The organism is Fibrobacter sp. UBA7003 (assembly GCA_002449765.1).
In the GTDB taxonomy this organism is placed as follows: domain Bacteria; phylum Fibrobacterota; class Fibrobacteria; order Fibrobacterales; family Fibrobacteraceae; genus Fibrobacter.
Map to the genome: position 1 here is coordinate 97,101 of DJXN01000007.1, position 23,987 is coordinate 121,087.

At 44.3% G+C, this 23,987-nt stretch carries 18 protein-coding genes; 4 read left to right on the forward strand and 14 right to left on the reverse strand.

All coding sequences use genetic code 11. The features are described from left to right. Nucleotides 1-1,197 (forward strand): SEC-C metal-binding domain-containing protein (locus B2952_RS05370; RefSeq protein ID WP_290781525.1); only part of this gene is annotated, 1,197 nt, incomplete at its 5' end. 11 nt (nucleotides 1,198-1,208) lie between these two features. Then, nucleotides 1,209-1,838 (forward strand): dTMP kinase, encoded by a 630-nt coding sequence (gene tmk / locus B2952_RS05375; RefSeq protein WP_290734031.1) that lies wholly within the window; start codon nucleotides 1,209-1,211, stop codon nucleotides 1,836-1,838. A 22-nt stretch (nucleotides 1,839-1,860) separates the two neighbouring features. Here the strand turns inward: tmk and B2952_RS05380 are convergent, their stop codons facing one another. The 4 genes from B2952_RS05380 to B2952_RS05395 form a co-directional block, all read right to left on the reverse strand. Then, the gene (locus B2952_RS05380; RefSeq protein ID WP_290734033.1) at nucleotides 1,861-2,184 is read right to left on the reverse strand and encodes a DUF3392 family protein; all 324 of its coding nucleotides are present in this window, start codon (nucleotides 2,182-2,184) and stop codon (nucleotides 1,861-1,863) included. Nucleotides 2,185-2,202: 18 nt separating this feature from the next. Further along, complete coding sequence (locus B2952_RS05385; RefSeq protein WP_290734035.1) at nucleotides 2,203-3,378, reverse strand: GDSL-type esterase/lipase family protein; 1,176 nt, start codon at nucleotides 3,376-3,378, stop codon at nucleotides 2,203-2,205. A gap of 112 nt (nucleotides 3,379-3,490) precedes the next feature. After that, a complete protein-coding gene (locus B2952_RS05390; protein WP_290734037.1) occupies nucleotides 3,491-4,528 on the reverse strand; it encodes an ORF6N domain-containing protein in 1,038 nt (345 codons plus the stop codon). A gap of 216 nt (nucleotides 4,529-4,744) precedes the next feature. Next, nucleotides 4,745-5,164: a type II toxin-antitoxin system HicB family antitoxin gene (locus B2952_RS05395; protein WP_290731662.1), complete on the reverse strand. Its 420-nt coding sequence runs from the start codon at nucleotides 5,162-5,164 to the stop codon at nucleotides 4,745-4,747. A 263-nt stretch (nucleotides 5,165-5,427) separates the two neighbouring features. Between B2952_RS05395 and B2952_RS05400 the strand changes: the two genes are divergently transcribed. Beyond that, nucleotides 5,428-6,534 (forward strand): phospholipase D family protein, encoded by a 1,107-nt coding sequence (locus B2952_RS05400; protein WP_290734039.1) that lies wholly within the window; start codon nucleotides 5,428-5,430, stop codon nucleotides 6,532-6,534. 45 nt (nucleotides 6,535-6,579) lie between these two features. Here the strand turns inward: B2952_RS05400 and B2952_RS05405 are convergent, their stop codons facing one another. The 7 genes from B2952_RS05405 to B2952_RS05435 all read right to left on the reverse strand — a co-directional run bounded on the left by B2952_RS05405 (nucleotide 6,580) and on the right by B2952_RS05435 (nucleotide 18,544). Beyond that, the gene (locus B2952_RS05405) at nucleotides 6,580-8,667 is read right to left on the reverse strand and encodes a UvrD-helicase domain-containing protein (RefSeq protein WP_290734041.1); all 2,088 of its coding nucleotides are present in this window, start codon (nucleotides 8,665-8,667) and stop codon (nucleotides 6,580-6,582) included. Then, nucleotides 8,660-14,875, reverse strand: a complete 6,216-nt coding sequence (locus tag B2952_RS05410) for a DEAD/DEAH box helicase (RefSeq protein ID WP_290734043.1) — start codon at nucleotides 14,873-14,875, stop codon at nucleotides 8,660-8,662. Before B2952_RS05410 ends, B2952_RS05405 begins: the two co-directional genes overlap by 8 nt. Before the next feature lie 71 nt (nucleotides 14,876-14,946). After that, on the reverse strand, nucleotides 14,947-15,684 hold the full coding sequence (locus B2952_RS05415; RefSeq protein ID WP_290734045.1) for a hypothetical protein: 738 nt from the start codon (nucleotides 15,682-15,684) through the stop codon (nucleotides 14,947-14,949). Continuing rightward, complete coding sequence (locus B2952_RS05420; RefSeq protein ID WP_290734047.1) at nucleotides 15,671-17,023, reverse strand: AAA family ATPase; 1,353 nt, start codon at nucleotides 17,021-17,023, stop codon at nucleotides 15,671-15,673. The genes B2952_RS05415 and B2952_RS05420 overlap by 14 nt, the downstream gene beginning before the upstream one ends. A gap of 111 nt (nucleotides 17,024-17,134) precedes the next feature. Beyond that, nucleotides 17,135-17,539, reverse strand: coding sequence for a hypothetical protein (locus B2952_RS05425; RefSeq protein WP_290734049.1), 405 nt, complete (start codon nucleotides 17,537-17,539; stop codon nucleotides 17,135-17,137). Between the two features lies 1 nt (nucleotide 17,540). Continuing rightward, the gene (locus B2952_RS05430; protein ID WP_290734051.1) at nucleotides 17,541-18,125 is read right to left on the reverse strand and encodes a hypothetical protein; all 585 of its coding nucleotides are present in this window, start codon (nucleotides 18,123-18,125) and stop codon (nucleotides 17,541-17,543) included. Nucleotides 18,126-18,133: 8 nt separating this feature from the next. Beyond that, the gene (locus B2952_RS05435) at nucleotides 18,134-18,544 is read right to left on the reverse strand and encodes a hypothetical protein (protein ID WP_290734052.1); all 411 of its coding nucleotides are present in this window, start codon (nucleotides 18,542-18,544) and stop codon (nucleotides 18,134-18,136) included. A gap of 425 nt (nucleotides 18,545-18,969) precedes the next feature. Between B2952_RS05435 and B2952_RS05440 the strand changes: the two genes are divergently transcribed. Continuing rightward, nucleotides 18,970-19,872 carry a hypothetical protein gene (locus B2952_RS05440; protein WP_290734054.1) on the forward strand — a complete coding sequence of 301 codons (903 nt, stop codon included), beginning with the start codon at nucleotides 18,970-18,972 and terminating at the stop codon, nucleotides 19,870-19,872. Between the two features lie 123 nt (nucleotides 19,873-19,995). On the opposite strand, the gene B2952_RS05445 is transcribed toward B2952_RS05440, so the two are convergent. The 3 genes from B2952_RS05445 to B2952_RS05455 form a co-directional block, all read right to left on the reverse strand. Then, nucleotides 19,996-20,538, reverse strand: a complete 543-nt coding sequence (locus tag B2952_RS05445) for a hypothetical protein (RefSeq protein WP_290734056.1) — start codon at nucleotides 20,536-20,538, stop codon at nucleotides 19,996-19,998. Nucleotides 20,539-20,616: 78 nt separating this feature from the next. Beyond that, nucleotides 20,617-22,587 (reverse strand): DUF262 domain-containing protein, encoded by a 1,971-nt coding sequence (locus B2952_RS05450; protein WP_290734058.1) that lies wholly within the window; start codon nucleotides 22,585-22,587, stop codon nucleotides 20,617-20,619. Beyond that, on the reverse strand, nucleotides 22,580-23,983 hold the full coding sequence (locus tag B2952_RS05455; RefSeq protein ID WP_290734060.1) for a DUF262 domain-containing protein: 1,404 nt from the start codon (nucleotides 23,981-23,983) through the stop codon (nucleotides 22,580-22,582). The genes B2952_RS05450 and B2952_RS05455 overlap by 8 nt, the downstream gene beginning before the upstream one ends. Nucleotides 23,984-23,987: the final 4 nt, after the last annotated feature.

Sequence of the window (23,987 nt, forward strand, 5' to 3'; positions counted from 1 at the left end):
CAGCTGCGCGGCCGTTCCGGCCGTCAGGGCGACCCGGGTTCGAGCCAGTACTTCCTCAGCCTCGACGACAACCTGATGCGCATTTTCGGCGGCGACAGCGTGAAGAACCTGATGAGCCGCTTTGGCGTGGGCGAGGACGAGGTGATTACGCACCCCATCGTGAGCCGCTCCATCCGCAGCGCACAGCGCCGCGTCGAGAGCCAGAGCTTCGATATCCGTAAGCACTTGCTCGACTACGATAACGTGATGAACGAGCAGCGCAAGGTGATTTACGGGCTCCGCCGCCGCATCCTGAACGGCGAGGACATCCGCGACGAAATCATGAACCGCATCGAGGATGCCTGCGACATCAAGGTTTCGGGCTACATCCCGGCGAAGAGCTACCCCGAGAACTGGAACCTGGAAGGCCTGCATACCGATCTCCAGCGCACGCTCGGCATGGAATACAGCCTTACGTTCGAGGAAGCGACGAAGCGCACGCCCGAACAGGTGCTCGACGAAATCATCGCGCTCTGCAAGGCCCGCTACGACAAGCTCACGAAGATTATTCCGGATGCGGACTTCCGCAACATCGAACGCCGCTTCCTGCTCATGACCATCGACCAGGTGTGGAAGGAACACCTCTACGCCATGGACCAGCTGAAGGACGCCATCCGCTTCCACGGATACGCCCAGAAGGACCCGCTGATGGTCTACAAGAACGAGGGCTACAAGATGTTCGAGGGCTGCCTCGAGAAGATCGCGACGCTCACGGCGCTCCGTATCTTGAACATCCGCATTACGCTCCCGAACGGCATGACTGTTTCTCCGGACCAGCTGCAGCTCAAGAGCCAGGAACAGATCGACGCCGAGAAGAAGGCCGCCGAGGAAGCTGGGAACGCCGCCGGCGAGTCTACCCAGGAAAACGGCGCCGAACAGCTGAGTGCCGATGGCGCCCAGGCCGCAGGCCTCGCGGGTGCCGCCGCACATTCCGAGAGCAACGCGATTTCGGAAGAGCAGCAGGGTAGCCAGCCGATGCCGCAGTCCGCTTTGCCGGGCACGCGCCCGACGGTGCGCCGTACCTATACGAACCCCGCCGTGCTCGCCGCCGCAAGGAAGCGCGCGCAGCAGCAGGGACCGAAGCTCGGACGCAACGATCCGTGCTGGTGCGGTTCCGGCCTCAAGTACAAGAAGTGCCACGGCAAGGACCTCGAGTAATACGGCTGCCTATGCAGACGGCGAAGCGCTTCTTTAGCCTGGAAGGTATCGACGGGTCCGGAAAGTCGACCCAGATCGACATGCTTATCGCGAGGCTCACGGCGGAAGGCTATTCCGTCGTGAAGTTGCGCGAACCCGGCGGCGCGAAGATATCGGAACGCGTGCGCGAGATTCTCCTGGATGCGTCGTTCAAGGGCGTCATGGGCGACAAGACCGAGCTGCTGCTTTACAATGCGGCGCGTGCCCAGGTAATTCACGAGATTATACAGCCTGCGCTCGATGCGGGGAAGATCGTGATTGCCGACCGTTTCGCGTGGAGCACGTTCGCCTACCAGGGCTATGCCCGCGGGCTCGGCGCCGGCATGGTGCAGAAGCTTACGGAACTGACCTGCGGAAGCTGCTTCCCGGAACTCACCGTGGTGCTCGATTTGACTGTCGAACGGAGCCGCGCGCGCACCGTGAAGCGGGGCGAGGCACCCGACAGGCTCGAACAGGAGAAGGCCGACTTTTTCGAACGGGTGCGCCAGGGGTACCTGGCCGCGGCGCGCGAGTATCCGGAATGTGTCGCCGCCATCGACGCCGACCGCAGCCCCGAAGAAGTATTCGGCGATTTGTACAAACTAATAAAGTCGAGACTCTAGTTTCGGGGCGGAGGGTCGTGCCTTAGATGTCCTTGCCGCTGCGGGCGCAGAATGCGAGCACGATGAACGCGGCTGCGATAATGCCGATCAGGGGAAGGTCCGCCTGGCCGTACAGGAACATTTTAAGGAGCCGCACCAGCTGCGACGACATGAATGCGTAGCCTGCGCTGCATAGCAGTACGAACAACGCAAAACGCCCGAGGAAGGGGAGGCTCTTCGTAATCTTCTTGAAGTAGCCGTTTATGTGGCCGCCGTAAATGATGAGCAGTGTCGCGACGAGGCCGATGGCAATCGAGTTGAGATGGAGTCTCAAGAAATCGGCGAACTGGTGGATGTAGGGTTGCATGCGGAAAATATAGATAGTTTATCTGAGCAGTTCTTCGGGGACGCATTCGGCCATGGCCTCGTACGCCTTGGCGCTCGGGTGCAAGTGATCGCCCGAGTCAAAACCGCTGCTGAAAGCTTTCGGGTTGTCGTGGCCACGAACGGCCGCGTCGAAGTCCACGCAGCCGTCGAAATCGGGTGCGGTGCGGAGCCACTGATTGAACGCCACGCGGATGATATCGCGGTTTTCGTTGTAGGTGCGCCAGCCGTAAATGGGCAGGAGCGTGCCGCTGTAGATTTTGAGCCCAAGCTTGCGTGCGTGCATAATATAGAGCGTGCGCACGCCGTTGATGAGGTCGTCGGCCGTGGGCATGTCGCTCCAAGGGCGGAACTTGTTGACTTCGACACCGACCGGGTGGATGATATCGTTGATGCCGTGCTGCACGATGACAGCGCGTGCGCCTGCCACGTTCATTTCGATGGGGAAACGCGTGGCACCCTTGAGTCCGTATGCCGCGTAGGTGATGCAGCTGTATTCGCGCAAGATGCGCGTGCCGCTTACTGCGCGACGGATAATCGAAACGTTGTTGAAGCCCTCGCGTGCGCAACGCAGCGTGAGGTAGTCGGGCCAGTCCTGCGCCGTGATGGAATCGCCAAAACACACCAGCGCAAAGTTCTTTTCTTCGGTGAAAATGTCGATGGTGTTGAGGAAATAAATCCAGTTCGTTTTGCGCGTTAAGTCGTCTGGCAGCGTTGCAGACTTTGCGAAGTTGCCGTAGCTGTACTTGCCGCCCGAAAGCGGGCCCGTGATTGCCGTGCCGGCGTTCATCTGCGTAAAGTCGGCGAAGTAGAGGCTTACATCAAATGTTTCGCCTGCGGTCACGTCGAATGCGATTTCGTCGCTCAGGATTTCTTCGCCCGCGGGGATTGCGGTGGATGCGCGGCCGCCGAAGGTGATGGGGGTCGGGGAGTATTGCACGTTATCAAGATGCGCGTCGCTTGTAAACTGCGCGGCCTTTGCGACGTACGCCTCGCTAATCGTCACGGGCTCGGTGCCGGTGAGATTCGAAAAATGGAACCGCAGCTTGTTGCCCGAAAAGCACGCGCGTATCGGGTAGCGGAGCGTCAAGTCTTTCGCGTAGGTCGCTTCCTTGCGGTCGGTAATGGAGGTCGCGTTGCCCCAGCAGGCAACCCATTTCGTGAATTTCTCGGGCATGTGCCAAAGATAGATAATTTGCGGTGGCAGCCGCCCCCGCAACGCCCCGGCAGTTGTCAAGTATTCCTTGACAACTACTCATGTGCGGAATACGAACTACACGAAACAAATTCTATTCCCCCTCTCGCAACAGCCTCTCGAACAGTGCACGATACCCCGCGATATCTTCCAGCTGCATGATGGTCGTGATCTTGTTGCCGGCATCCTTACTCGAAGCTCCGCAGTGGAAAAGTTTCTCACTATCGGTCCCGAAATCTAAATAGATGTACCTGTCGTGGAACATGTTCCCCGTGGTGCGAACATCGTCAAGTTCAACGTCCGGGCGGGCGGCCCTGAAGTCCGCCAGCATGCTCTCGGTCAAGCGGGTTCGCCCGTGCTGCTCGCTGAAAATCTTGACAGAAACGTTCTTCGCCACGCACCGCAGCAAGTCGAGCGTCTTTACATCCAGGTAGTCATCTACAATCAGCACCGACTTTTTCGCCATGCCGTAAATCTGCGTGTAGGCGACATCGGCCTCCAGCCGCTGCCCGTTCAGAATCAAAAAGTGCTTGAAAGTGCTCGGATCGACGAAATTTTTCATGACTTTTTGCAGGTCCAGGTTCACCTTTCCGAGGTTTTCACGCATATCATGGACTTCACCAGAAAGTTCCCTAATACCGGCAGAGTGTTTCGCGATATCCCTCGTATTTTGTGCAGTCTGCAATGCGATTTGAGCAAATCCGTCATTTCCTAGCAATTGCTTGTTTTCCGCCGCAATGTAGTCCTTCATCTGCTTGAAAAGACGGATGAGGGCCTTGCTCTGTGCGGTCGCCTGTTCGCCCTTGAGAACCGTCATGAGCATGTAGATGCCTTGCTCGGTAAAGGCGTAAGGCATTTTTCTTGTTCCGCCTCGGTTTGATATCAAAAATTTTGATATCAAACCGGAAAATTCCGTTTGTGTTATCTGAAACCGGAAATCATCGTCAAATTTTTCAATGTTGTTTTTCACCTGCTGATTAAAGGCTCCGGTGCTATACCCGTAAATTTCTGCCAAATCGGCATCGAGCATCACCTTTACCCCGCGGATGGTATATATCCGCGACTTGAGCAAATCCTCGTCTATCAGGGAAAATTCGGGCTTTTTCGGCGCAACGGCCATGTTTTTCGGCATTTTGGGCTCCTTTTGCATAAAAAAAGGACCGCTCCGCCTTTTAAGCGGGAGCGATCCATAATACCACCTTTTCTGGTGCTGGGAGTAATATACAAAAATTTAGGGCAACTTGATATCCGAATTTTGGACATCAAGATTTCTTGCGGTCAAACGCAAAATCGATATAAAAAATATCGAAAATCGGTTTGATTGAACAAAAAAAGGGCGGAGTAAATATTACACGAACTCGACCACGAGCTGCTTGCCGAGGGCGTGTGCCAGCTTGTAGAGCGTTTCGACGGAAGGCGAGCCCTTTGGAGTTTCAAAACGTTGGTACGCTTGCGGGGTGATGTTTGCGCGACGCGCCACCTCGCTTTTCTTTTGACCCCTGCGCGCTTCGAATAGTTTGTATGCAATCTCGATTCGCGGGGAAAGCTCGACCGGGTAGAGCCCCTTGTCGGAATCGGGCATTGTCTTGGGGAGAATCATCGTGTTGCCGAGATCCAGGTCGCATTCCATCGCGCCGTCGAGGGCATCCTTCGCCTGCTTGAGTGCTTCCTCCTGCGTGTCGCCGAACGCGTTCACGTTGGGCAGGTCAGGGAACGAAACCACGAAGCCCATGTCCTTGTCTTTCTCTATTTTCGCTGCGTAATTCATAGGTTTGGAGCCCAGCCTCTTTTCTTTGCGTAATCGCAGATTTCTTTAAACTTCATAGATTAAAATACAATATATTTGTTTATTTATCAATGGATGTGTTTATAAATTCTGGCTTATTTCGGCATTTTGGGCTCCTTTTACATAAAAAAAGGACCGCTCCGCCTTTATGCGGAAACGATCCATAATACCACCTTTTCTGGTGTTGGTGGAACATTTGGATTATTTGTGTATATATTAAAAGCATAAACCTAAGGGAAAAGAATATGTTAGTGTTTGATGAAATTGAAAAAGATGGAACAATCAAGTCTAATGTAGGCAATAAATTCAGAGAATGGCTTAGAGATGCTGTTAGTGTAAAAATAGCTTGTCCATTTATTTCGGAATCATTGAAATTTAAAATTATTGAGGCTTTAGAAGATAAGGACGTTCGACTTGTTTGTGACTTAGAGAATGCTGGCTGTAATCCAATAACAATACAAAAGATTTTGGAAGAAGTTGCTGACGAAAATAATGTACGTTATTTTAGTGGCTTGCATGCCAAAGTCTATATTTTTGATGACAAACGGCTCATTATTACGTCTGCAAACTATTCCAAGAATGGAATGGGTTGCGGAACTCTTGAGGCTGCGAATTTCATTGATACTGTAAATGGAAAGGGTTCTAAGGCTGCAGTAGATAAAGCCGTAGATTGGTTTGATGGCCTATTTGATAAATCACTTCTCGTATCTGAAAAAAGTGATGTTGAATGGGATCGCTTAAAGAGTCGGTTTGAATGGAATAAAAAACGAATTCGGCAAATTGAGAAAGAAGAAATAATCAAGGATAGTGTTGTTGACCTGTTGAAATTAGGAAAGGATGTAAATGATGTTATTTTTGTTTTATGGAGTGAAGATGATGATGGCTATCCAGAGATGCAAGAGTCTATAGAAAAAAATTATGGAATGAAATTCGACTTTTTAACAGAAGTATTGCCTGGTAAAAAGGGTGAACGAAAAAAAGAATTGCATTTTCTTGATACATTATATAAAACGCGAATCCGAGATAAAGATGCAATTATTTGTCAATTAACGCATAATGATGATGCCATAAGGAGTGGATGTATTAAAGTCGGCAAGATGATTGACATGGTTTATCGAAAAGGGAACACTTGTAGTAGGCAAAGTGATGCCGATAGTGTTTGCATGGTGTACAAAAAAATAAGGAAAGGAAAATGGATTTATGAACTCGATTCGTCAAATTGTACTTTACGAGAACTTATTAATTCTCGAATAAGGGATAATCTAGGGAAATGGGAGAAATTGGTTGATGCTAAAAAGGATGGCTATGTCACTTTCGCTGAAATGCAGAAATTTCTTGGCTATAGAAATTAGCTAACATCCAGAGAATGTTTGTCAATTGACCAAATACTTGCAACTCTATCCAATAAACTCCGATTTCTTGCCATAGCTGGTAATGTAGGCGCCTTTTTGTGCGCGGGTCATTGCCACATACAGAAGGCACTTTTCGGATGTAAGCGATTCCTGCTTGCTAATCTCGTCAGTATTCTTTATTGCGGATTTAAGGGGCATTACGCCGTTATTAATTGCCGCCACAAATACATACTTGAATTCCAGACCTTTCACGCGGTGCATTGTTGCGACACGAATGCCGTCGTTTGAACGGTCATCTGATTTGTTCCGCTTGATTGCATACACCTTCATTCCCGCAGCATTCAGCGCATCGCTATACATATCCACATATTTCTGTGTTCTTGCAACAATGCAAATGCTGCTTAGCGTTTCGCCTTCATTATTCAACCGCTTAATTTCATTGATTATGAAATCAAATTCATTGTCAAAGTCTTTGAAATTCTGAATTACAGGGGCGGTTCCGTGAGTTAATGAACGACATTTGTCTCCAACATCAAACGAGTCGTCTAAATCATCAAAGGAAATTCCGTTCAACAAGGCGAATGCGTATTTGCGAATTTCTTCTGTGGTGCGATAGTTTACTTTCAGATAGCTACTGCGTCCACGAATATTGATTCCGCATCTAGAAAGCATGGGCTTGTTCTTGTATATTCGTTGGTGAGAATCACCGACAATAAAAATGTCGTTCTCGCGTTCTTCTCCAGCGAATGAGCGAATCAGTCTGAATGCGTTGTCGCTGAAATCCTGGGCTTCATCGACTATAATATGGGCGTATTTTGCTTTCTTGTTCTTTTGCAAAAGCAAGGAGCATTCGTACATTGCCATGTTGGCATCTCGTACATGGTTTTCTCGCATCAAATTAATGTAGCATTCAAAGACCTTCCAAATGGCTAAACGCTTTTTTCTGTCTAGGCGAGTGCCACGTCCGACTCGGGGCGCCTTTACATATTTTTCTACGGTCAACGCCTCATTGGCAATTGCCACACGGTTCCATTCTTCTTCAAAGAAATCTACATCGAAATCCAGATTTTCGGATGCTTCCGCAACGGCTTCGCTCCAAAGTTTTTGAATGTCTTCACCGTATTTTACAACAGCAGAAAATCCTTGTTCCCTGAGATATTGGCTTACTAGAGCGTCAAAATTGATGACCTCGATGCGTCGCATTTCTTCGACAGAACAAATCTTTCTCAGGTTTTCCTTGATATCATTAGCCAAATTTGCGGTAAAAGTGGTGAACAGGATTCTATCTTTGTCGCCCAGTTTGCTTGCAAGGTATTTTGCCCTATGCATGGCGACAACGGTTTTTCCTGTGCCCGCGCCGCCTAGGACTCTTGCCGGCCCAGAGAAGTTTTTCTGGACCACTTTTCGTTGGGACGGGTGCAAGAATACACGCCATTTTTCAAGCGGCTCGGCCATAATTCTACGAAGTTCATCTTCGCCATCAACAATAACAAAACTCTTCTGGCTTTCGGGTGTTTCCAAGGCTGTTGCAAGGCTATCGGATTTTACGGTGCTTGCAGTGTTTTCTGCCACCATTTCCAGTACTTCGTTGACAGGGAAGCCTTCTACAATCCATGTCAAGTTTTCAAATGCGTCGTGAGGGAAAACCTTCTCGGCATCAAAGAATTGTTCCTTGGTTTCGAGGCTCCTTGCAAAGGGCAACTGGATTTCGGGTAGGCTTAACTTTATTAAATCGGAGTCGCTGACATCTGCAAATAAAAGTTTGACACTTTTTTTGACTTTTTCTTCGACTTGCTGGACGTCGAAAACCTGGACTGCGCCAGTTTGCGGGTTTACTTCGCAACGTTTTCTTTTGGCCCAGGCATAAGCTTCGTCATGATGATCTACCCACAGGAGCAAATAGACGCCCGTTTCCTCTTGGCGGACAACGATTCCGCGATAGGCGTCGTCAATACGGACGGAGTGGATCTTGTCGTCGATACCTCCGAGTTTTTCGTAATTGATTCCTGGAGCCTTTGGGTTATTGCGGAACTTGTTTACAAATTCGGTAACCTTGCCCTGAATTTTCTTGGGCAGCACTGCAAATGCAGAGAGAAAATCCGTAGATATTGCGACTTTTGCGGTATTAGCCATTAGTCATTCCTCCGAATAGGTCCTTGTTGTCCAAAGATTCTATTGAAATTATAATCCAGCCGTCTTTTTCAACGGCGTCTTTATCGGCAAGCTGCTCTTGCGTCATGAAGCATATTTTTTTGCTTGTCCAAGCCAGTTCCAGTGTGGCAATAACGGCTCCATTTTCGTTAACCAAATCGTAGCCGACTTCATCTGCGACGGGGATGTTTTGCGTTTTTGCTTTTTCTGCAAATTGTCTAGCTTCGTCATCAAACAATTCTTCAAGAACAACGTCCCAAGGCGTTTTTTCAATTGTGGTTTCTACTTCTGCCTCTTGTGACGGAATGGGCATGTGCAGATAAACATCCTGGTTAATTCCTGTTGACGATACGGCAATAAACTTTTCTGCAAACTGCATGACATTCATAAAGTGCCATAGTTCGTTCCAGTTTGATTCGTAATCAACTGTAGAACGCAGGATTTCATCATCTCTTAGTACGCAAACGACAGGAACGGATGCGTTCTTATTTGCATCTGCTGTTGAAATCCCTGCATATATATCTAGATCTCGGAAATGTTCTCCGGGATTCCATTTCCCAAACATCGTGTTGCCAAAAGCGAATTCGGCATCGCAGTAGTGGGTCTGCTGGTCAATCCATTCTACCGTAGATTTCCAATCGTCAAACGCCTTGTCATTTTTGAATTTTGACATGTCGAGCAGAGACAAGGAATATGCTCTTGCTTGAGTCGCAAAGAGCTTTTCGGCTTCAGGTAATTCCATGTACTGAATCAAAAGTTCAAATGGAGTCATTGATTCCGGTTTTAGACAGCTTGCGTTTCCTGCATTAATTGTCGGGTTATACATTTTTGTGCCCATCGGCATGTTGTTTGCGACAAGCGATGCCGAAGCGTAGTTGCTTTGTTTGAGTTGTTCTTGCTGAACATCCTTATAGCTTAGCGACCACACTCGATATTTACCGGAACGGCGTATTGCCTCACGTTTTAACGTATCAGCGGCGGCGATATCCTTATGGAATTGAAATCCATCTGTAAAAATGGCAATTTTCTTTTGTGAACCTGCATGCAAAGGAGTCAAGATGAAATCAGGCTTGCATTTAACATAAACGCCTTCGGTTTCGTCAAGTTCCACTTGGGGTTCTACAGACCATGTGGCCGTATGCTCGGCGGTTCGTATTGTTACGATATAGCCTTTCTTTCCGTTAATCATGTCGTCCGTGACATCGATTTTGCGGGAATCATTGCCCATAGAACGGAATGTTTCGACAAACATTTGTTCCAATTCGCTATCAAACAGTGAATTGACGGAGATGCTGCGGAGTTTGTCGATTTTCTTGATGTTTTCCTTGCCACTCAAAATGGATTTGATTAGGCGGATTGCTGTGCTCCGAGATAGGTTTCCAATCTTTTTGCTGTCGCGGTATGCAAAAAGGCAATGGTAGCAGCCGTCCTTTTGTGGGTCGTTTTTGCAGTTGCATTTTTCAAGAACATCTAGGGCTTTTTCGAAAATGCTTATCAATGCATTTTCATCGTGCATCAATTGCTTAAGGTAACCTGTTCCACCAGGAACCGAATCGTAGATTACCAGATATTGCTTTCGGAAATCCGCATTTTCTACGGGAACATCGCTCACAGTTGCACGTAGGTGGTCCACGTTTCCGAAATATTCCTTCATCCCTAGCATAAAGGCTGCTTTAAAGGAATCTGTACGAGTCTGTGTGGGTTCTGTGGTTGTTGCGGGAATCAACAGTCGCAAAATTTCTGTATCGAATTGGCGATACAGAAATAAGCAATCTTCATAAACGGATTCAGTTTTTGGAATGTCCGATTTTTTGTATTTGCAGGCATAGCTATGCTGGGCAGGGCCTTTTTCGGGCTGGATTTTTCCACAGCATTTGCAAACCTTGAAACCCTTGCGAATGTCTTCTACTCCCGAAATCCTTAATTTATCGCCGAAGTTGTCGCTTTCGCCAAAATTGATTTCGCGGAGGGTCGCTTTTTTCACGAACTCATAACCAAATGGGAACTCGTCATTGTCCATTTGGTATGCACTTTGAATATCGTGGTCTTCGTCGACATCTACAAGCAGCTGCTTACAATAGAATACGTTGGCCCGATCTTCACTTTCGTCGCCAATCATGCTCTTATTGTAATCGGAATTTGAGTAAACCAGTTGAACCTTGAGCATTGAGCGGACTTGATTGTAGTCTGCCCAGCCTACGCAACCGCAGTTTGGACATGCGGCCTTATTTGTCACTTCGGATTCTAACTGGGCGTGCGAACAGTTAGGGCAAAGTCTCCACTTGGCAGATTTTGTTGTCGATAGATCTATCTGGTCTATCGTCAGTTTGCGTCCGCCTGCATAGAAACTGTTCAGCGGAGCGAATTCGCTAATCGCCGATGCAGCGGGTCGGTTGTATTCGTAAACTCGCTTTTCATAACGGCGTTGGGTTCCGTCGCTATCGGTAGATTCTGTTTGCTGGATTTTTCGGCTTAATACGGCCTTTAGGTAAACTCCTGCTTCCGGGAAGGCGTAATTGGGCAGTAGGCCTTCGTCAGAGAAGAAATTGAAAATATCTTTTCGTCCCAATTCACGAAGGACATCGAGCAAAGCGCCGCGTTCTGCTTTCAGTTCGCGGATTTGCTCGTCATATGAACTGTCTTGCGGTTTCGCCTTAAGTTCATCAATCTGTTTTTTCAGGTTCCTGCAATTTGCCTGTAACGATGCTTTCTGTTTCTTTTGAGATTCAAAGGATTCCAAAATTTTCAGATACATCGGGCTTTCAGTGTCGCTGTTTCCCCGTGCGAATAATTCCAATTCACGTACTGTTGCATCGTCCAGCTCATTGGAGAACATTTCCTGGAACGAACGCAACTGCTTGTTGAGCGTATTCTTGACAAAGGCAAGGAAGTTGAACGGGAATGTCGCCGGGTCGCGCTTATCGAGTTTTGTAAGGACCATGCCGATATTGCGGGGGATCGCATCTTCGGGAATGCCCTTGCGAATCCAGGAATCAAGGCAGAACGCCAGGAACTGACGGCTCAGAACTGCGGAGGCTTTCAAGAATACCTTGGGCGGTGCGACAGTTCCCTGGATCATGTCCATCGGATCTGCATAGAAATACAGGTCATGCGGTTTTGCGTTTGCAACAGACAATGTCAAGGCATTCCCGTCGGTACGACCTGCGCGCCCTGTACGTTGCACATATTGTGCTTGTGCGGGTGGAATGCTGCAAAGAACTACTGTTGAAAGGTCGCCGATATCTATACCCATTTCCAGGGTCGGCGTGCAAGAAAGTAGGTTCGGATCCCAAATTTTGTGGGAGTCCTTTTTACGCTTAAAATCGATTTCGACTTTTTCGCGAGTATTACGTTCTAGCAAACCCGTATGCTCGGCTGCGTTTACTCTGGCTAAGTCGCCTCGGCTATAAAGATTTCCGTAGTAATCTTGGGATGCTTTGCCTGTTGTATTTACAATCTTTAGTTTGAACTTGTTTAGGCCATAGGCGATATATCCATCAGGATTTCCCATGGTTTGTAGAATATTCGCCTTGATGAGTTCGTCTGCGATTATATTTGCAATTTGAACTGCACTATCTGAATTTTTCAACAATTCAGTATTTGCTTCTTCGATAAGCCTGGTGTATTTGTTATCGGCAAAGGAATCAAAGTAAGATGATTTAGGCTTTTTAGATTCGACTTTTATAGGAATGTGAGGAACATTCAAATTGCCCTGTTTGCCGGGCATCCAGAGGTGTTTCTCGTTTGTTAACAGGTATTCTGTTCCGGAGACGACAAATCCATAAAGCGATTCGTCGTTAAAAGCGCCGTTTGTGCGCAGCGTATTCGCGAACTTTTTAACAATTTCAAAAACTTTTTCAGGAGAATCAAAACCATGTGAGCCGAGTTCGTTGACAATTCGCTCGCGAACAATTTCTGCGACATGCTGCAGTTCAGAATCATCAAATTCAATGGAAATGCAATGGGATTTTTCGAGTGTGCGACCAATATTAGACTTGATGCCGATTTCTAACATCAACTCGTAACGTAAACGCTTTTCGATCAAGTTGATTAAGTTTTGTGTCTCTGCATTATTGGCGAGGGTGCGCTTTGCAAGCATCTCTTCGTATGCGGGCATCCATACCATATTGGGCGGAATGAAGAAACTTACGAAATCTTCATTGCTCATTTTACCGTGCCAATATTCTACAAAGTCATCTTGGAACGCTGCAAAGTTTTTCCCAGAGCCGCCATCTTGCACATAATGCTGTATTGCCGTTCGCAATCCAAAATTCCATGTACGGGCATTGAAGAATCCTGCCCTGTGGGCGGCGTCTTGTACACTGTCCGAGAAGGCGAGCGTCTTTTTATCGTCGTTGAACCTGGAGGCGAACATTTGCGAAAGAGTCGCACTGATTTCCGTGGTGCTGCGCAAGCCCATCAACGAAAGGCCTCTACGGCTACCACAGAACGGGCAGGCGTACATTTTGCGTTCACGACCGGTAGAAGACGGCTTTAATGGAATTACAACTTGTATAGTATTGGTGCCGCATTTTTCGCATTGTTTGACATTTTCGTTCAATGCAACCTGTAAACAGTGCGGACAAATTGTCGATTTTTGGAATGTCCCCGTTCCCTGAACTTGTTTACCCGGGAATAGCATCGCGATGCGGTCGTCGGCTTTAAAGTAGCGGTTATAGAAAGCGTCTAGGTTTCCGACAGTAGCATTGTTCCGTTCGTTTAAAAGGGATACCCATCCCGTTGCGCCACAATCTCTGCAGTTTACCACAGGCAGATAATGCTTTGCCTGTTCCTTGTTCAGGTCGTTGGCGATAGAATACTGGATATCGTTTTCAGAAACGAGAGCGACTAGACGGCGCAACTCTCGCATCCACAATTGCACCTGAACGTTCAGGAAAGGCCTTGGCTTTTTTTCGGGAGTCCCTGTTCTTGCATGTGATATTAGGGCGAACAGAGCGTTGAGTAAGGCGTCGGGATCGTTGACGGAAGTAAGTTCAGGATGTGTATTTTTTAGCGGCTCGATAATCTGTGCAATTTGAAAAAATGATCCTCCCATGAACTTGATTACATCTTGTAACAAGGCGTGGTGCATCAGCATTGAACCGAGACTGATTCGCCCTTCAGGAGTTGCAAGGTTGTCATTAAATTCAGGGAAAAAACATTTGACGGCAAAATTCAAATAGCTAGCTTCGTCGCCCTCGGTTACAAGCCGGTTCAGTTCATCAAGCTGTTCGGAACTTGGTAGCGCGTTGAATGTTCTTTCGCTATGTTCAAAGAATTCTGATGGTGTCAGGCGGTCTTCGGTAATGACACAGTCACTGTCAAATGTTTCTCCGAAAACCTCTTGTGCATATTCGCGAATCTTTTGCGAATTGTCTTTCGACCCCATCGTTGCGGACGTCCCAATGCAGCATAGGAACCCTTTTTGAATAAAGAGACGGGCCTTGAGTCTGCGCAAAAGGCAGGCGAGGTCTGTGCCCTGAGCTCCGTCAAAGGTGTGGAGTTCGTCAACGGCGATATACTTGAGCGTTTCGGGCTTGTTGTCTTCCCAGAGGGGAGCGTCCTTCGGGCGAACCAACAGGTAGTCCAACATCTTGTAGTTAGTCATCAAGATGTCGGGCGGGTTGTTCAATATTGTATCGTGGTCCGTAATGACATCTGTTTCGGTCATTACTAGCGAAGGTTTTTCTTCTTGCCCACCGACGAACATGCCTGCGGTCACGTTGCCCTTGAGTTCCGGGCTATTGAAAATGAGCGAAGCAATGCGCTTTGCCTGGTCGGTCGCCAAGGCATTCATCGGGTAAATCAGCAGAGCCTTGATTCCTTTCTCGCCACGGTGCTTGTAGCAGTATTCCAGAATCGGGTAAAGGAAACATTCCGTTTTTCCGGAACCTGTGCCAGTCGCGATCAGGGAGGAACGTCCGTCATCGCCGCAAAGTCTTTCGAAGGCCTTGGTCTGATGGATGTAAGGGATGTCCTTGGAATGGATCGACTCAAAGGGGTATTCCGCTTTCTCTGTTGTGCGAAATGGCAGCTTTACTGCGATAAAGGGCTCGTGATTTACCGCATTTTGGCCGGCTAGCATTCGTTCCACGGAACCCTTGAACGGTTCGTTTGCCATCGGGAACGTTGTTTTGATGTAGTCGCCCAGACCTTTCTCAATCTGCTTGGCCAGAATACTCGGAATCATAAAAAAATTGCCCTTATGGTTATAAGGACAATATAGTATAGAAAAATGTCATTTATAATGGAGTTTGCGTGTCAATTATGTGGAATTTCTCCGGTCTCATTGCTAGATTCGTTTTCTCTTACAATTTCTTCAAAATATATATGAAAATTTGACCATCGTTCAAGCGAATGTATCCCTTGCGTTATAAAATTCCAAGTTTCATTGTAATCTCCATCTACAGCAAATCCGCTAGAACGGATAAAGTTTAAGAAATCCTGCGGTTTATCGGCATAGGCGTCATCGAAATTTTCCGCCATTTCCATTTTTTGTTCACTTGACAGTTCGCGAATTTCATCGTGAAAAACGTGTTCCATGTTTCTTGAAAAATAAAAGACCTTGTATGGCTTTTTATTGATTTCGCTTTTTCCACGCAGAATACCTACAAGACCTGTTTTCTTCTTATTTCGTTCTTGTATCGCATTAACGTTAGCTGTCTGGATTGTATCTAAAGTATATTCAATATGTGTTGCTTCAGGATTTTTTTGAATTGCAGAATCGGGGATAAACGCGCCATCCGTATCAATAAGATGAACGATGTATTGCAAGTCCGTAGAGCGAAATGCATATTTTTTCATCGCTTCTTTTACTACGGAATTTATGCGCGCAACGACATTGCCTGCATTCACATCATCTTTTGTAGTGATATCTCCTCTTGTTATCTCCAAGTGAACAACATCGCTGTCCAATAAATTCGTAAGAACGCCGCCTAATGCGGTTCTGTCAGTAATGCCTTCAACAATAAAAAGAATGACTTTTTTAGCTTTGGGCATTGTTAATTTTCCCCGCATGTCTGAAAGCACTATCAATCTTAAAACGATTGGTCTTTTGGTAGATTTCCTCTTTCTGTCCACCTAAACTAATACTACGTAAATATACACTACGGGGATTATTGTTTGCTTGAATTCCCGAAAGGCGAATATATCTGTTTGCCGCATTAGTTGTCGTGTACATCAATGATTCCTTCTTGATCATTTCAAGAGGGCGCAAGTTATGGGAGGTGAATAACAAACGACCTTTAGCTTTTTCATCAATAATGTCTAAAATCTCACCCAACAAAAATTCAAAGACGCCAGCATCCAATTCGTCAACAGCAAGGAAAGTCGTAGGGTCGTTATAGACAGAAATAAGAATGCTTAGAATAGAGATAATTTTCTTTACACCTTCGGATTCGTAACGCAAGGGAATTTCTGCTGCATTGCTCTTTTTAGAAAGAAGTTCAAAACGGACTCCTTCTTTTCCATCTTGAGTCTGTTGGGGACCTTCATTTTTGACAATAACATTGAGTCCAGGAATGATTTCTTTAAGGACAATGTTCATTTCTTCAAAAGATTTTTCTATAAGCGCGAAGAGATCTTTGGGAAAGATTGATGGGTTTTGAAGATTAATAGGAAGTGATCCGAAAGAAACGTTTTTATCTTCTTCATGCCTAAAGTTGAAAGGCAGTGCAAAATTGATATTGAAAGGACTTCTTCCGCAACTTTTGATTACAAATAAGAAAACCTGGGCAAATAAACGAATTTTATCAATAGCACTAAGTTTTGCAACAGGACTGTTTTCGGCTTTTTTTACGAATTCTCTAAAATCCTTTGAAAATAGTAAGGAACGATGCTCTCTAGAGGCCATTTCTTTGAGCACTTCAAACTTAATTGTCGATTCTTTGGAAGCGAAAGCAAATTTCCAATCTTCAGAAGGGGTTATCCATGAATTCTCCTGAGATTTGTCGAAGCAGATAATTTGAGAAAACTTTCGTTTGCCGACTTTCTTTTCAAGAATCTGTTCATAAACAATTTCAACGCCTTGCGGGCAACGCTGAAATCTGAAAACATATTCCACAATACTTTCTGCCAATCCATCTTCATTAAAAAAGTCAAAAGACAAGGCACATTCAGCAAAGTCAGAATCACTTTTTATAAAATTTTCGGTAGATGCAGGAAGAGCTTCGCCGTTTGCAACCATCTGGAATATTTCTAGAGCATCCACAAGTGCAGTTTTTCCAGAACCGTTTTGGCCGTAAATACCAAGAATATTGTTCTTGAAATCGACAGAACCAAAACTCACATTCTTAAAATTCGTGAGAGAAAGAGACTTGATTTGGATAAACGGATTCATAATTTTTTAGAAATAGAATAAAAGTATACAAAATGTATAAAAATTTTCTAAAAAAATCAAAAAGTTGCATAAAAATTATCGAAAATTATACAAAATGTATCAAAATTTGACCTATTTTGCGCCATCGACAATGGCGAATCGCCCTAGTTCAGCCACCAATTCCATGGTGTCCTTTTTATAAATGTTCAAACAGACGTTTGACGGTCCTTTGAGTAACAGTCCCACATTTAGAGGTAGCGGGAAGTGTGTGGCGCCGTCTTTCTTTATCTCAAGAGTCATCTCTGGAACAAGGGATTTGCCATTGTCAACTTCATCTTTGACAATGTATAAACCGGCGTCTGTTTCGCGATCGACCTCAAGGGTAGAAAAAATGCTGAGGAAAACGGGGTTAATCCAGCGGGTTTCTGCAGGCAAGTTATTGACAATGGCGTCTGTGCCGAACACGCCAATCAGCATGAACTTTCCCGTGTTTTCTTGACGAACCTGTTCGCAGAGAACAAAAGATTTAACCTTCATTTTATACCTCCAACAAAGCCGGTTGGGCGAAATTGGCCAATCCAGAATTTTCAGTATTTTCAACATTATTCATTGCAACAACTCCGAATGCGGAGAAAGAATCCGTATTCACATAGAAAGACTTTGCTGCAGAACTCATTGCAGCAATCTTATCCAACGTCTTTTTGACAATGGCCTTGCGGGCATATGCTTCATTAAAGCCTGCCTCCGCAGCAAGGGTCAGTTCTGGCAAAATGGACATAAAGCGGGACAGCGCGATAGCAGCTGCTGACAGCTGGACTCCTTGCTTCCAGCGGTTGATGGTATGCGGTGCCAAGTTCAAGGCACGTTCTAGGCGGCTGTCGGAATAGCCACTTTCATTCACCTTTTTCAGCAGGGCGGGGACGCTTTCCTTTGCTCGCTCAAGCATCCTGCTTTGTACGATTTTCTTCGGTTCGGAATCCAGCAGAATGTCCGACAGGCAGTCCTTGCAATGGCATACGGAGATTTCTTGCAGAACAGATTCCGCGAAAGGGACTGACAGTTTTCTGTAGTCCTTTTTAATCTCGATATTTTCAGAATCGCAAACAGGGCATTTTGTAGTCATAAGAACCTCTATAGTGTCGGGAAACGGTTATCCATCTTTAATGATTTAATGAACATTATCGTGATAATCTTTTCATCCTTTTGGTTGATCTTTTCGCATAAAGCTAGGTAGTAGTGTTGATCATCGTAGGGAATGCTGTAGGCGTATACCGGAGTTCCGACAACGCCGACTTCAGGTCTGCGTAGGGGTTTGGGTTTGAGACATTCGGGAATTTCCTTGATCTGTAAAAGCCATCGACAAATATCCTCGCGGGGATTGATAATATTCAGTCGGTAGCTCACCTCTTCGGTTGGGGCCTTGGCGTATAACTGAATCCGTGCACGCTTCCTTTTGCAGTAATCCAGCAGTTGCAACCATATTTCGACAGGGTCCTTCGGAGGTGTGGAAAAGGCTACGATTTCGTCGTTTTGCGCTTCCATACGCCTCCTATTTACACATTATGTGTAATAATATACAATTTTGACAACAAAAAGACAACCCCAACGGGCATAAAAACCTCCAAAACAGCATTTTTAGGTGATATAGAGAATGGGGCCGACTTAGGGCAAACAGGGGTACAAGCATATAATTCCTTTCCGCAGACAAGCGTGAAACTGCGGTTTATACTGCACAAATATATACTAAAATAAAAGCTCTGTCAAGCCTTTCCGTTCATTTTTAACAAAAATGCGAAAAAGTGTTCTAGGTTTTGCTCGGCCAAACTAGTACACCGAGAACGTAATAAAAAAGGTAGGAAAAAAGACTTGGGTATTAAACGCTGTTAGAATATATTACAAAGTAATTTATAATTGTAGTTTCAGTCGTATCTGCGACAAAAATTCACCTAGAAAAAAGGATGTCTCCAATGAATCCATACAATCCATATAAAATCACTCCAGAAGAACTCAACGCCTTTGCGCAGACTTTGTATAATTATGGAGTTCAAGACGATCAGAAAAGGCCTCTTAGCTTCAACATTAATAATTTTAGGGTAATGGGAGGTCTAGTTGTAGATCTCGAAGGTGAAGTAGAGCGGGCTATTATAGATAATCTTTACACCCCTATTAAAGAAGGTGTTTTTTACCATTACACTAGTACGGACGCAGCCATAAACATTCTCACTGAAAAGAAAATTCGATTTCATCCCATTATATATCGATTTAATGATAGTGAACTAGAACAAATTGATTCCCTTACTAATGACAAATCATATAGAATTCACCTTGCAAACAAATACTTCTATTTGTCACTTACGGATTCACAAATCAGCGATGCCGAAGAAATCGCATTTTATCAAAAATTTGGTCGTGGTGATGGAACCCGTTTGAAGATTCGTTTAACGTGTGAAAATGACATGTGTCGTAAAATGAACTATGACGTTAATATTTTGAATGTCTTTTCTGCCTTAAATGACTGCGCCAAAAGTTTTGGTTACATGAAAGGCTTTATGGTGAATCAATATTCGCGTTTTCTTGCCTACCTTCTACCAGAAGGCTATCGGGATGAAAAGGAAACTAGAGCATTGTACATAAACAATTTAAACGATGTTCGCGAATATTGGGGACAATTGAACGTTGATATTACGCCAGAACTAGAAAATAAATTCAAGCAAAAAAAAATAGATCCAAATACAAATAAGCAATTTGTTGAATTTGAATTGGGTGTAAGCGATTTTGGTTATAAATTTGAAATTCTTGAAGTGCATGCTCCTTCTAGTGAAATTGACAAAATTCCCACAGGATGCTATAAAATAACATCAAGAATATAAAAGTAAATTGAATATAATTGTGTGCCGAACCTATAAGAAAAGGTTAAATCAAGTTTGGGCCATAGTAAAAGCTACCGGATGATTCGGTAGCTCTTTTTTCTTTAAAAAAGATTTGGCACTTATTTATATTTTTAATGTTGAATTATTTCGGTTGCTTAACTGATGACAGAAAAAATCTAGCGAAGCATTCCAGAATTTATGCACTTTGTCAGTGTCGTCAGGCAATCTTTCCCAATTAGTAGGGATAACGACTTCCTGATGAAAGTGAGGCCCCTCTGGACAAAGGGGATTCGGGGCATCAACAACGGCAACGAGAATCCAGATTTTATTTGCGTCTTGTTCCAAACGAATAGAAATCTCTTCTATCCCAGCAAATGCTTCTTGTCCTGCTAAAGACTTTGCATAATTTCTAGCGTGCGTTTCTGAAACGGCTAGGGCTTTTATACAAAATGTTATTGCTTGGTCATTATCGGGATTATTGAAATCGTATATTCGTTGCCCGTTTATTACGTTAGCAAGCAAGCATATAGAATTTGTGCTTATGCGGATTGCTGCAATAATGACGTTGTCAGAGGTTCGTTTAAACGCCTTGAAATCAGGATTTTGACCCGACAAGGCAATGCATCTACATTGGGAAAATAAATTTTCTAAATCAGTTAAAGTCATGTTTTTCCTTTTTTTGACTAGATATGTTTTAATATAAATTAAACTAACTCAAATAAATGTAAAATTGTAAATTACAATCTAGTCTCCGATCAATGTCCTGTCAGCAAGGATTTTCTTCATCAGCGCGCCGTGTTTATTAATGGAATCTTCGTTCCATTCCTCATAATCCATCATAAGTCGCTGTTTAATGCTATCGATGGAGGCTTTTTGGCCATCTTTTGGCTTGCTGTAGAAGTCTTTCTTTGCTTTGGGAAGGTGATTACTTAAGCGGGAGTTGTCCCCACCGCTGATTAGACAAAGATTTCCAAAATTGTCCACATTCGATACGGTGTGGTCGGGGTCGTCAATTGGATGGCGCGGATAGTAATGTTCGACGGAACTGTGGTAACCAAATTGATATGCGTTTATTAGGCTGGCACTCGATGTCTTGATTTCTTTTCCTTCTCCAATATACTTGTGTACATATTTGCAATCAGTCCACAATAGATAGTCCATATAGTTGAACACAAAGTTGTCAACATCGACACCTTTGTCTAGTTTCTTCCAATTTAAGTCGCTGTTTATTGAAACACTATTGTTCTGATCTATAATCTGTTCAAAAGACTCTGAATTCGTTGCTACATATCTATCAAAGAAATAGGCCTTGGCAAGATTTTCCAAGAAATTCAAGTATTCCGTTGCTGTTAACGCCTTTTCATCTTTTTCGTAGAAAAATTTTAGTGCGGCGTAGATCCAGTACTTGTAACCCTGAGATGGAACGGACACGTGGAAAACCGAGAGTAACTGTGTTATTCGACTTATTTCTGGGCCGTTTCCTTCAGGAGCAAATGTCGTATCCTTATAGTTGACACGTTTGCTGGGGAAATACAACTTGCTCAACGACCATGCGTCGCCTTCTCTTTTGATTATAAACTTGTCGAAAAGGAACTTGCACCTTAATAAACAGTATCCAAAATCCTTGACGAATTCAACACTGGCGTCTTTGACATATTTTTCGAAAGAATCAATAAGTTGTTTATCGTCCAAAGGAATTGAAGAATCTCCGGTCTTTATACGGAGAACAATTAATAAAAAGTTCGGGAATGTTATTAAAGAATTAAAACGTCTATTTGTATCATCTATGTTGCCTTCTTCTTCTATTGGGCTTAATTCTATTTGCTTCTTTCCGATGATTTGATTTATATTCAGGCCGGCTTTAGGCGATCCATCTGAGTTTGGCGCTTTTAGTGCTTCATATACAGCTTCTAAAGGCTGAAGAAAATTCCATTTATTTTCATCATCGTTGTTAAATCCGAAAATTTTAGAGCGAATATCTTTTTCAGACTCCTTGGAATTTGTTGTAAAAAGCATCTGAATGTAACGATCCAAATTAGAGCATTTTTCCCAGATTTCGCTAAATGCATATTGGGCGTCTTTGTCCGTTTCTAGACACTTGATGAAGTAACTCTTGAGGATTTCATGCTTTTCAAGTTGCTCACCACGATTGTTCATTATTTCAAAATAATGATTTAAGTCGGTATCTTCTGGAACCTGTACGCGGAAGATGATGACTTTTTGCAACAAGTAATCCTTAAATTCTTCAAAAGATAATTCTTCGTCGGAAAGAATCAATCCCAACGCTTTTATCGCATTGTCGTAGCCTTCGCATATTTCGGTTGCGTAATCTTCTTTATTGTCTAAAGGCTTTGAATACAGCATTCGTAATGCGTCGGAAGAATCCTTTCTACTATCGAAATCTAGGATGTCATTGAAAGTAAAAGAAACTTTTTTATCATGTTTCAATGCATCTAATAGTAGAGATAAGGTTGTCAGTCGCTGTTGTCCATCAATTACCTCAAAAAGATAATCATCTCTTTGGAATGTAATTAGCGTTCCGATATAATAGTTTTTGTCCGGACTTTTCTTCTTATAGTCAACGACATCCCTGATTAATTGGCTTATATGCGTATATTTCCAGGCGTATTTTCGCTGGTAAATGGGAATGATGTATTTATCGCTGTTTTCGCAAAAAATCTTATTCAAGGAGAGCTCTTCAACATGATCATTCATAACACTTGCGCTCCTTAAATAAATTGATAATAGTATCCACTTTTGTCGGTTTGGATTTTTCTTTTATGTTTGCTGAAATTATAATGCCTTGACGCATATTTAAAATTTCGTATGGCGATACCGCTTCTCGAATTTTTCTGAAAAGCGGCACAACACTATGGCCAGAACCCATGCCATAATTGTCTATAGCGACAGGCTTGATTTCGTGGAGTATTAATCGTAGGCGATATGCCCACAAGAAAATAACGCTTATTGCCTTGTCGAATTCAAAAAAGCCGAATCGGTCCACATAATACAATAAGGCGGTATAGAACATGTTCCGAATATATTTGTCGCCTTTTCTGTCCGCCCCTTCATATGCAAAAATATTTTTTATGACTTTTTCTCCAAACGGGCTGCTATCCCTAAGAGGGATATTGTCATTATATTTTGAGAAAATTTGATTTTTCAAATCTTCATAATGGGAAATCATTTCGAAAAATCTTTTCCCATTGACCACAGGTTGGTCTATTTGAAATGGATATTCCGCAATCTTTCGATTGATTTTACGATAGCAGGATGCATTATATTCATCGGTATAGAAATTTGCAATTCTTAGAGACTCGGTATAGGGGTAGTCTTCGTGAACGTCTGGACTTACGCCTTTGAATATGTTTGCATCCTTTTTCTGAAAAGAAGCTGCGGAATAATTTCGTCCCCAATTCTTTATTCGGAACAGATATTGTGCAAAGAGTTCTTCAAGTTCGTTGTCATCGATTCCTTCCCATTCTTTGACAACGGCTTTCCTTTCGTCTTCACTAAACCCTTTGCTCATTTCCCTCAAATGGAAAGCCTTTAGCAAGTCATGTGGTTTTAGGTCCTCTCCACGGCTGTTTTGTGAATCGAAGAATTGGAATGCTTCCGTGATTTCTGTTAACTGAACAAATACAAATTGGCATTTGTAGAAGAAAAACTTGATCGCCTCTTTGTCGAACTCTGCAATTCTTTGATTGATTAAACGGTAGTTATCGGCAATATTCTTTTGAGAGAGCTCGCTTTGAAATTTGAATTCTGATTGGGGTTTATAGTTGTGTGTTAAAGTCTCGCCAGATGCAAGCAAAAAATCAATGTAGTCGCTTTTGCCCTCAATGAAATCAAGCAGTGCTAATGCTAATAAAGTTACGGTTATCGTTCTTTGTTGACCGTCAACAATGTTGAGTAAACCGCCGTCCTCATGAAAAACGATGGTTCCTAATCGATATGCAGATTTCTTCTTGCTGCAATTTTCTAGAATATCGTCAATCAGTTGATTGACGTTTTCCTCTGTCCATTTGTATGGGCGTTGGTAAGGAGGAATGGAAAGATTCTTCTTGGCAAGAAGTTGTTTAATTGAAATTATGCCGCTGTTGAGACTCATAGAT

Coding starts and splice junctions, on each gene's coding strand:
- B2952_RS05445 (WP_290734056.1), bottom strand. CDS start 20,538: ATGACTTTAACTGATTTAGAAAATTTATTTTCCCAATGTAGATGCATT.
- B2952_RS05420 (WP_290734047.1), bottom strand. CDS start 17,023: ATGAATCCGTTTATCCAAATCAAGTCTCTTTCTCTCACGAATTTTAAG.
- B2952_RS05400 (WP_290734039.1), top strand. CDS start 5,428: ATGTTAGTGTTTGATGAAATTGAAAAAGATGGAACAATCAAGTCTAAT.
- B2952_RS05425 (WP_290734049.1), bottom strand. CDS start 17,539: ATGAAGGTTAAATCTTTTGTTCTCTGCGAACAGGTTCGTCAAGAAAAC.
- B2952_RS05410 (WP_290734043.1), bottom strand. CDS start 14,875: ATGATTCCGAGTATTCTGGCCAAGCAGATTGAGAAAGGTCTGGGCGAC.
- B2952_RS05405 (WP_290734041.1), bottom strand. CDS start 8,667: ATGGCTAATACCGCAAAAGTCGCAATATCTACGGATTTTCTCTCTGCA.
- B2952_RS05395 (WP_290731662.1), bottom strand. CDS start 5,164: ATGAATTACGCAGCGAAAATAGAGAAAGACAAGGACATGGGCTTCGTG.
- B2952_RS05390 (WP_290734037.1), bottom strand. CDS start 4,528: ATGCCGAAAAACATGGCCGTTGCGCCGAAAAAGCCCGAATTTTCCCTG.
- tmk (WP_290734031.1), top strand. CDS start 1,209: ATGCAGACGGCGAAGCGCTTCTTTAGCCTGGAAGGTATCGACGGGTCC.
- B2952_RS05415 (WP_290734045.1), bottom strand. CDS start 15,684: ATGCCCAAAGCTAAAAAAGTCATTCTTTTTATTGTTGAAGGCATTACT.
- B2952_RS05440 (WP_290734054.1), top strand. CDS start 18,970: ATGAATCCATACAATCCATATAAAATCACTCCAGAAGAACTCAACGCC.
- B2952_RS05430 (WP_290734051.1), bottom strand. CDS start 18,125: ATGACTACAAAATGCCCTGTTTGCGATTCTGAAAATATCGAGATTAAA.
- B2952_RS05435 (WP_290734052.1), bottom strand. CDS start 18,544: ATGGAAGCGCAAAACGACGAAATCGTAGCCTTTTCCACACCTCCGAAG.
- B2952_RS05380 (WP_290734033.1), bottom strand. CDS start 2,184: ATGCAACCCTACATCCACCAGTTCGCCGATTTCTTGAGACTCCATCTC.
- B2952_RS05385 (WP_290734035.1), bottom strand. CDS start 3,378: ATGCCCGAGAAATTCACGAAATGGGTTGCCTGCTGGGGCAACGCGACC.
- B2952_RS05455 (WP_290734060.1), bottom strand. CDS start 23,983: ATGAGTCTCAACAGCGGCATAATTTCAATTAAACAACTTCTTGCCAAG.
- B2952_RS05450 (WP_290734058.1), bottom strand. CDS start 22,587: ATGAATGATCATGTTGAAGAGCTCTCCTTGAATAAGATTTTTTGCGAA.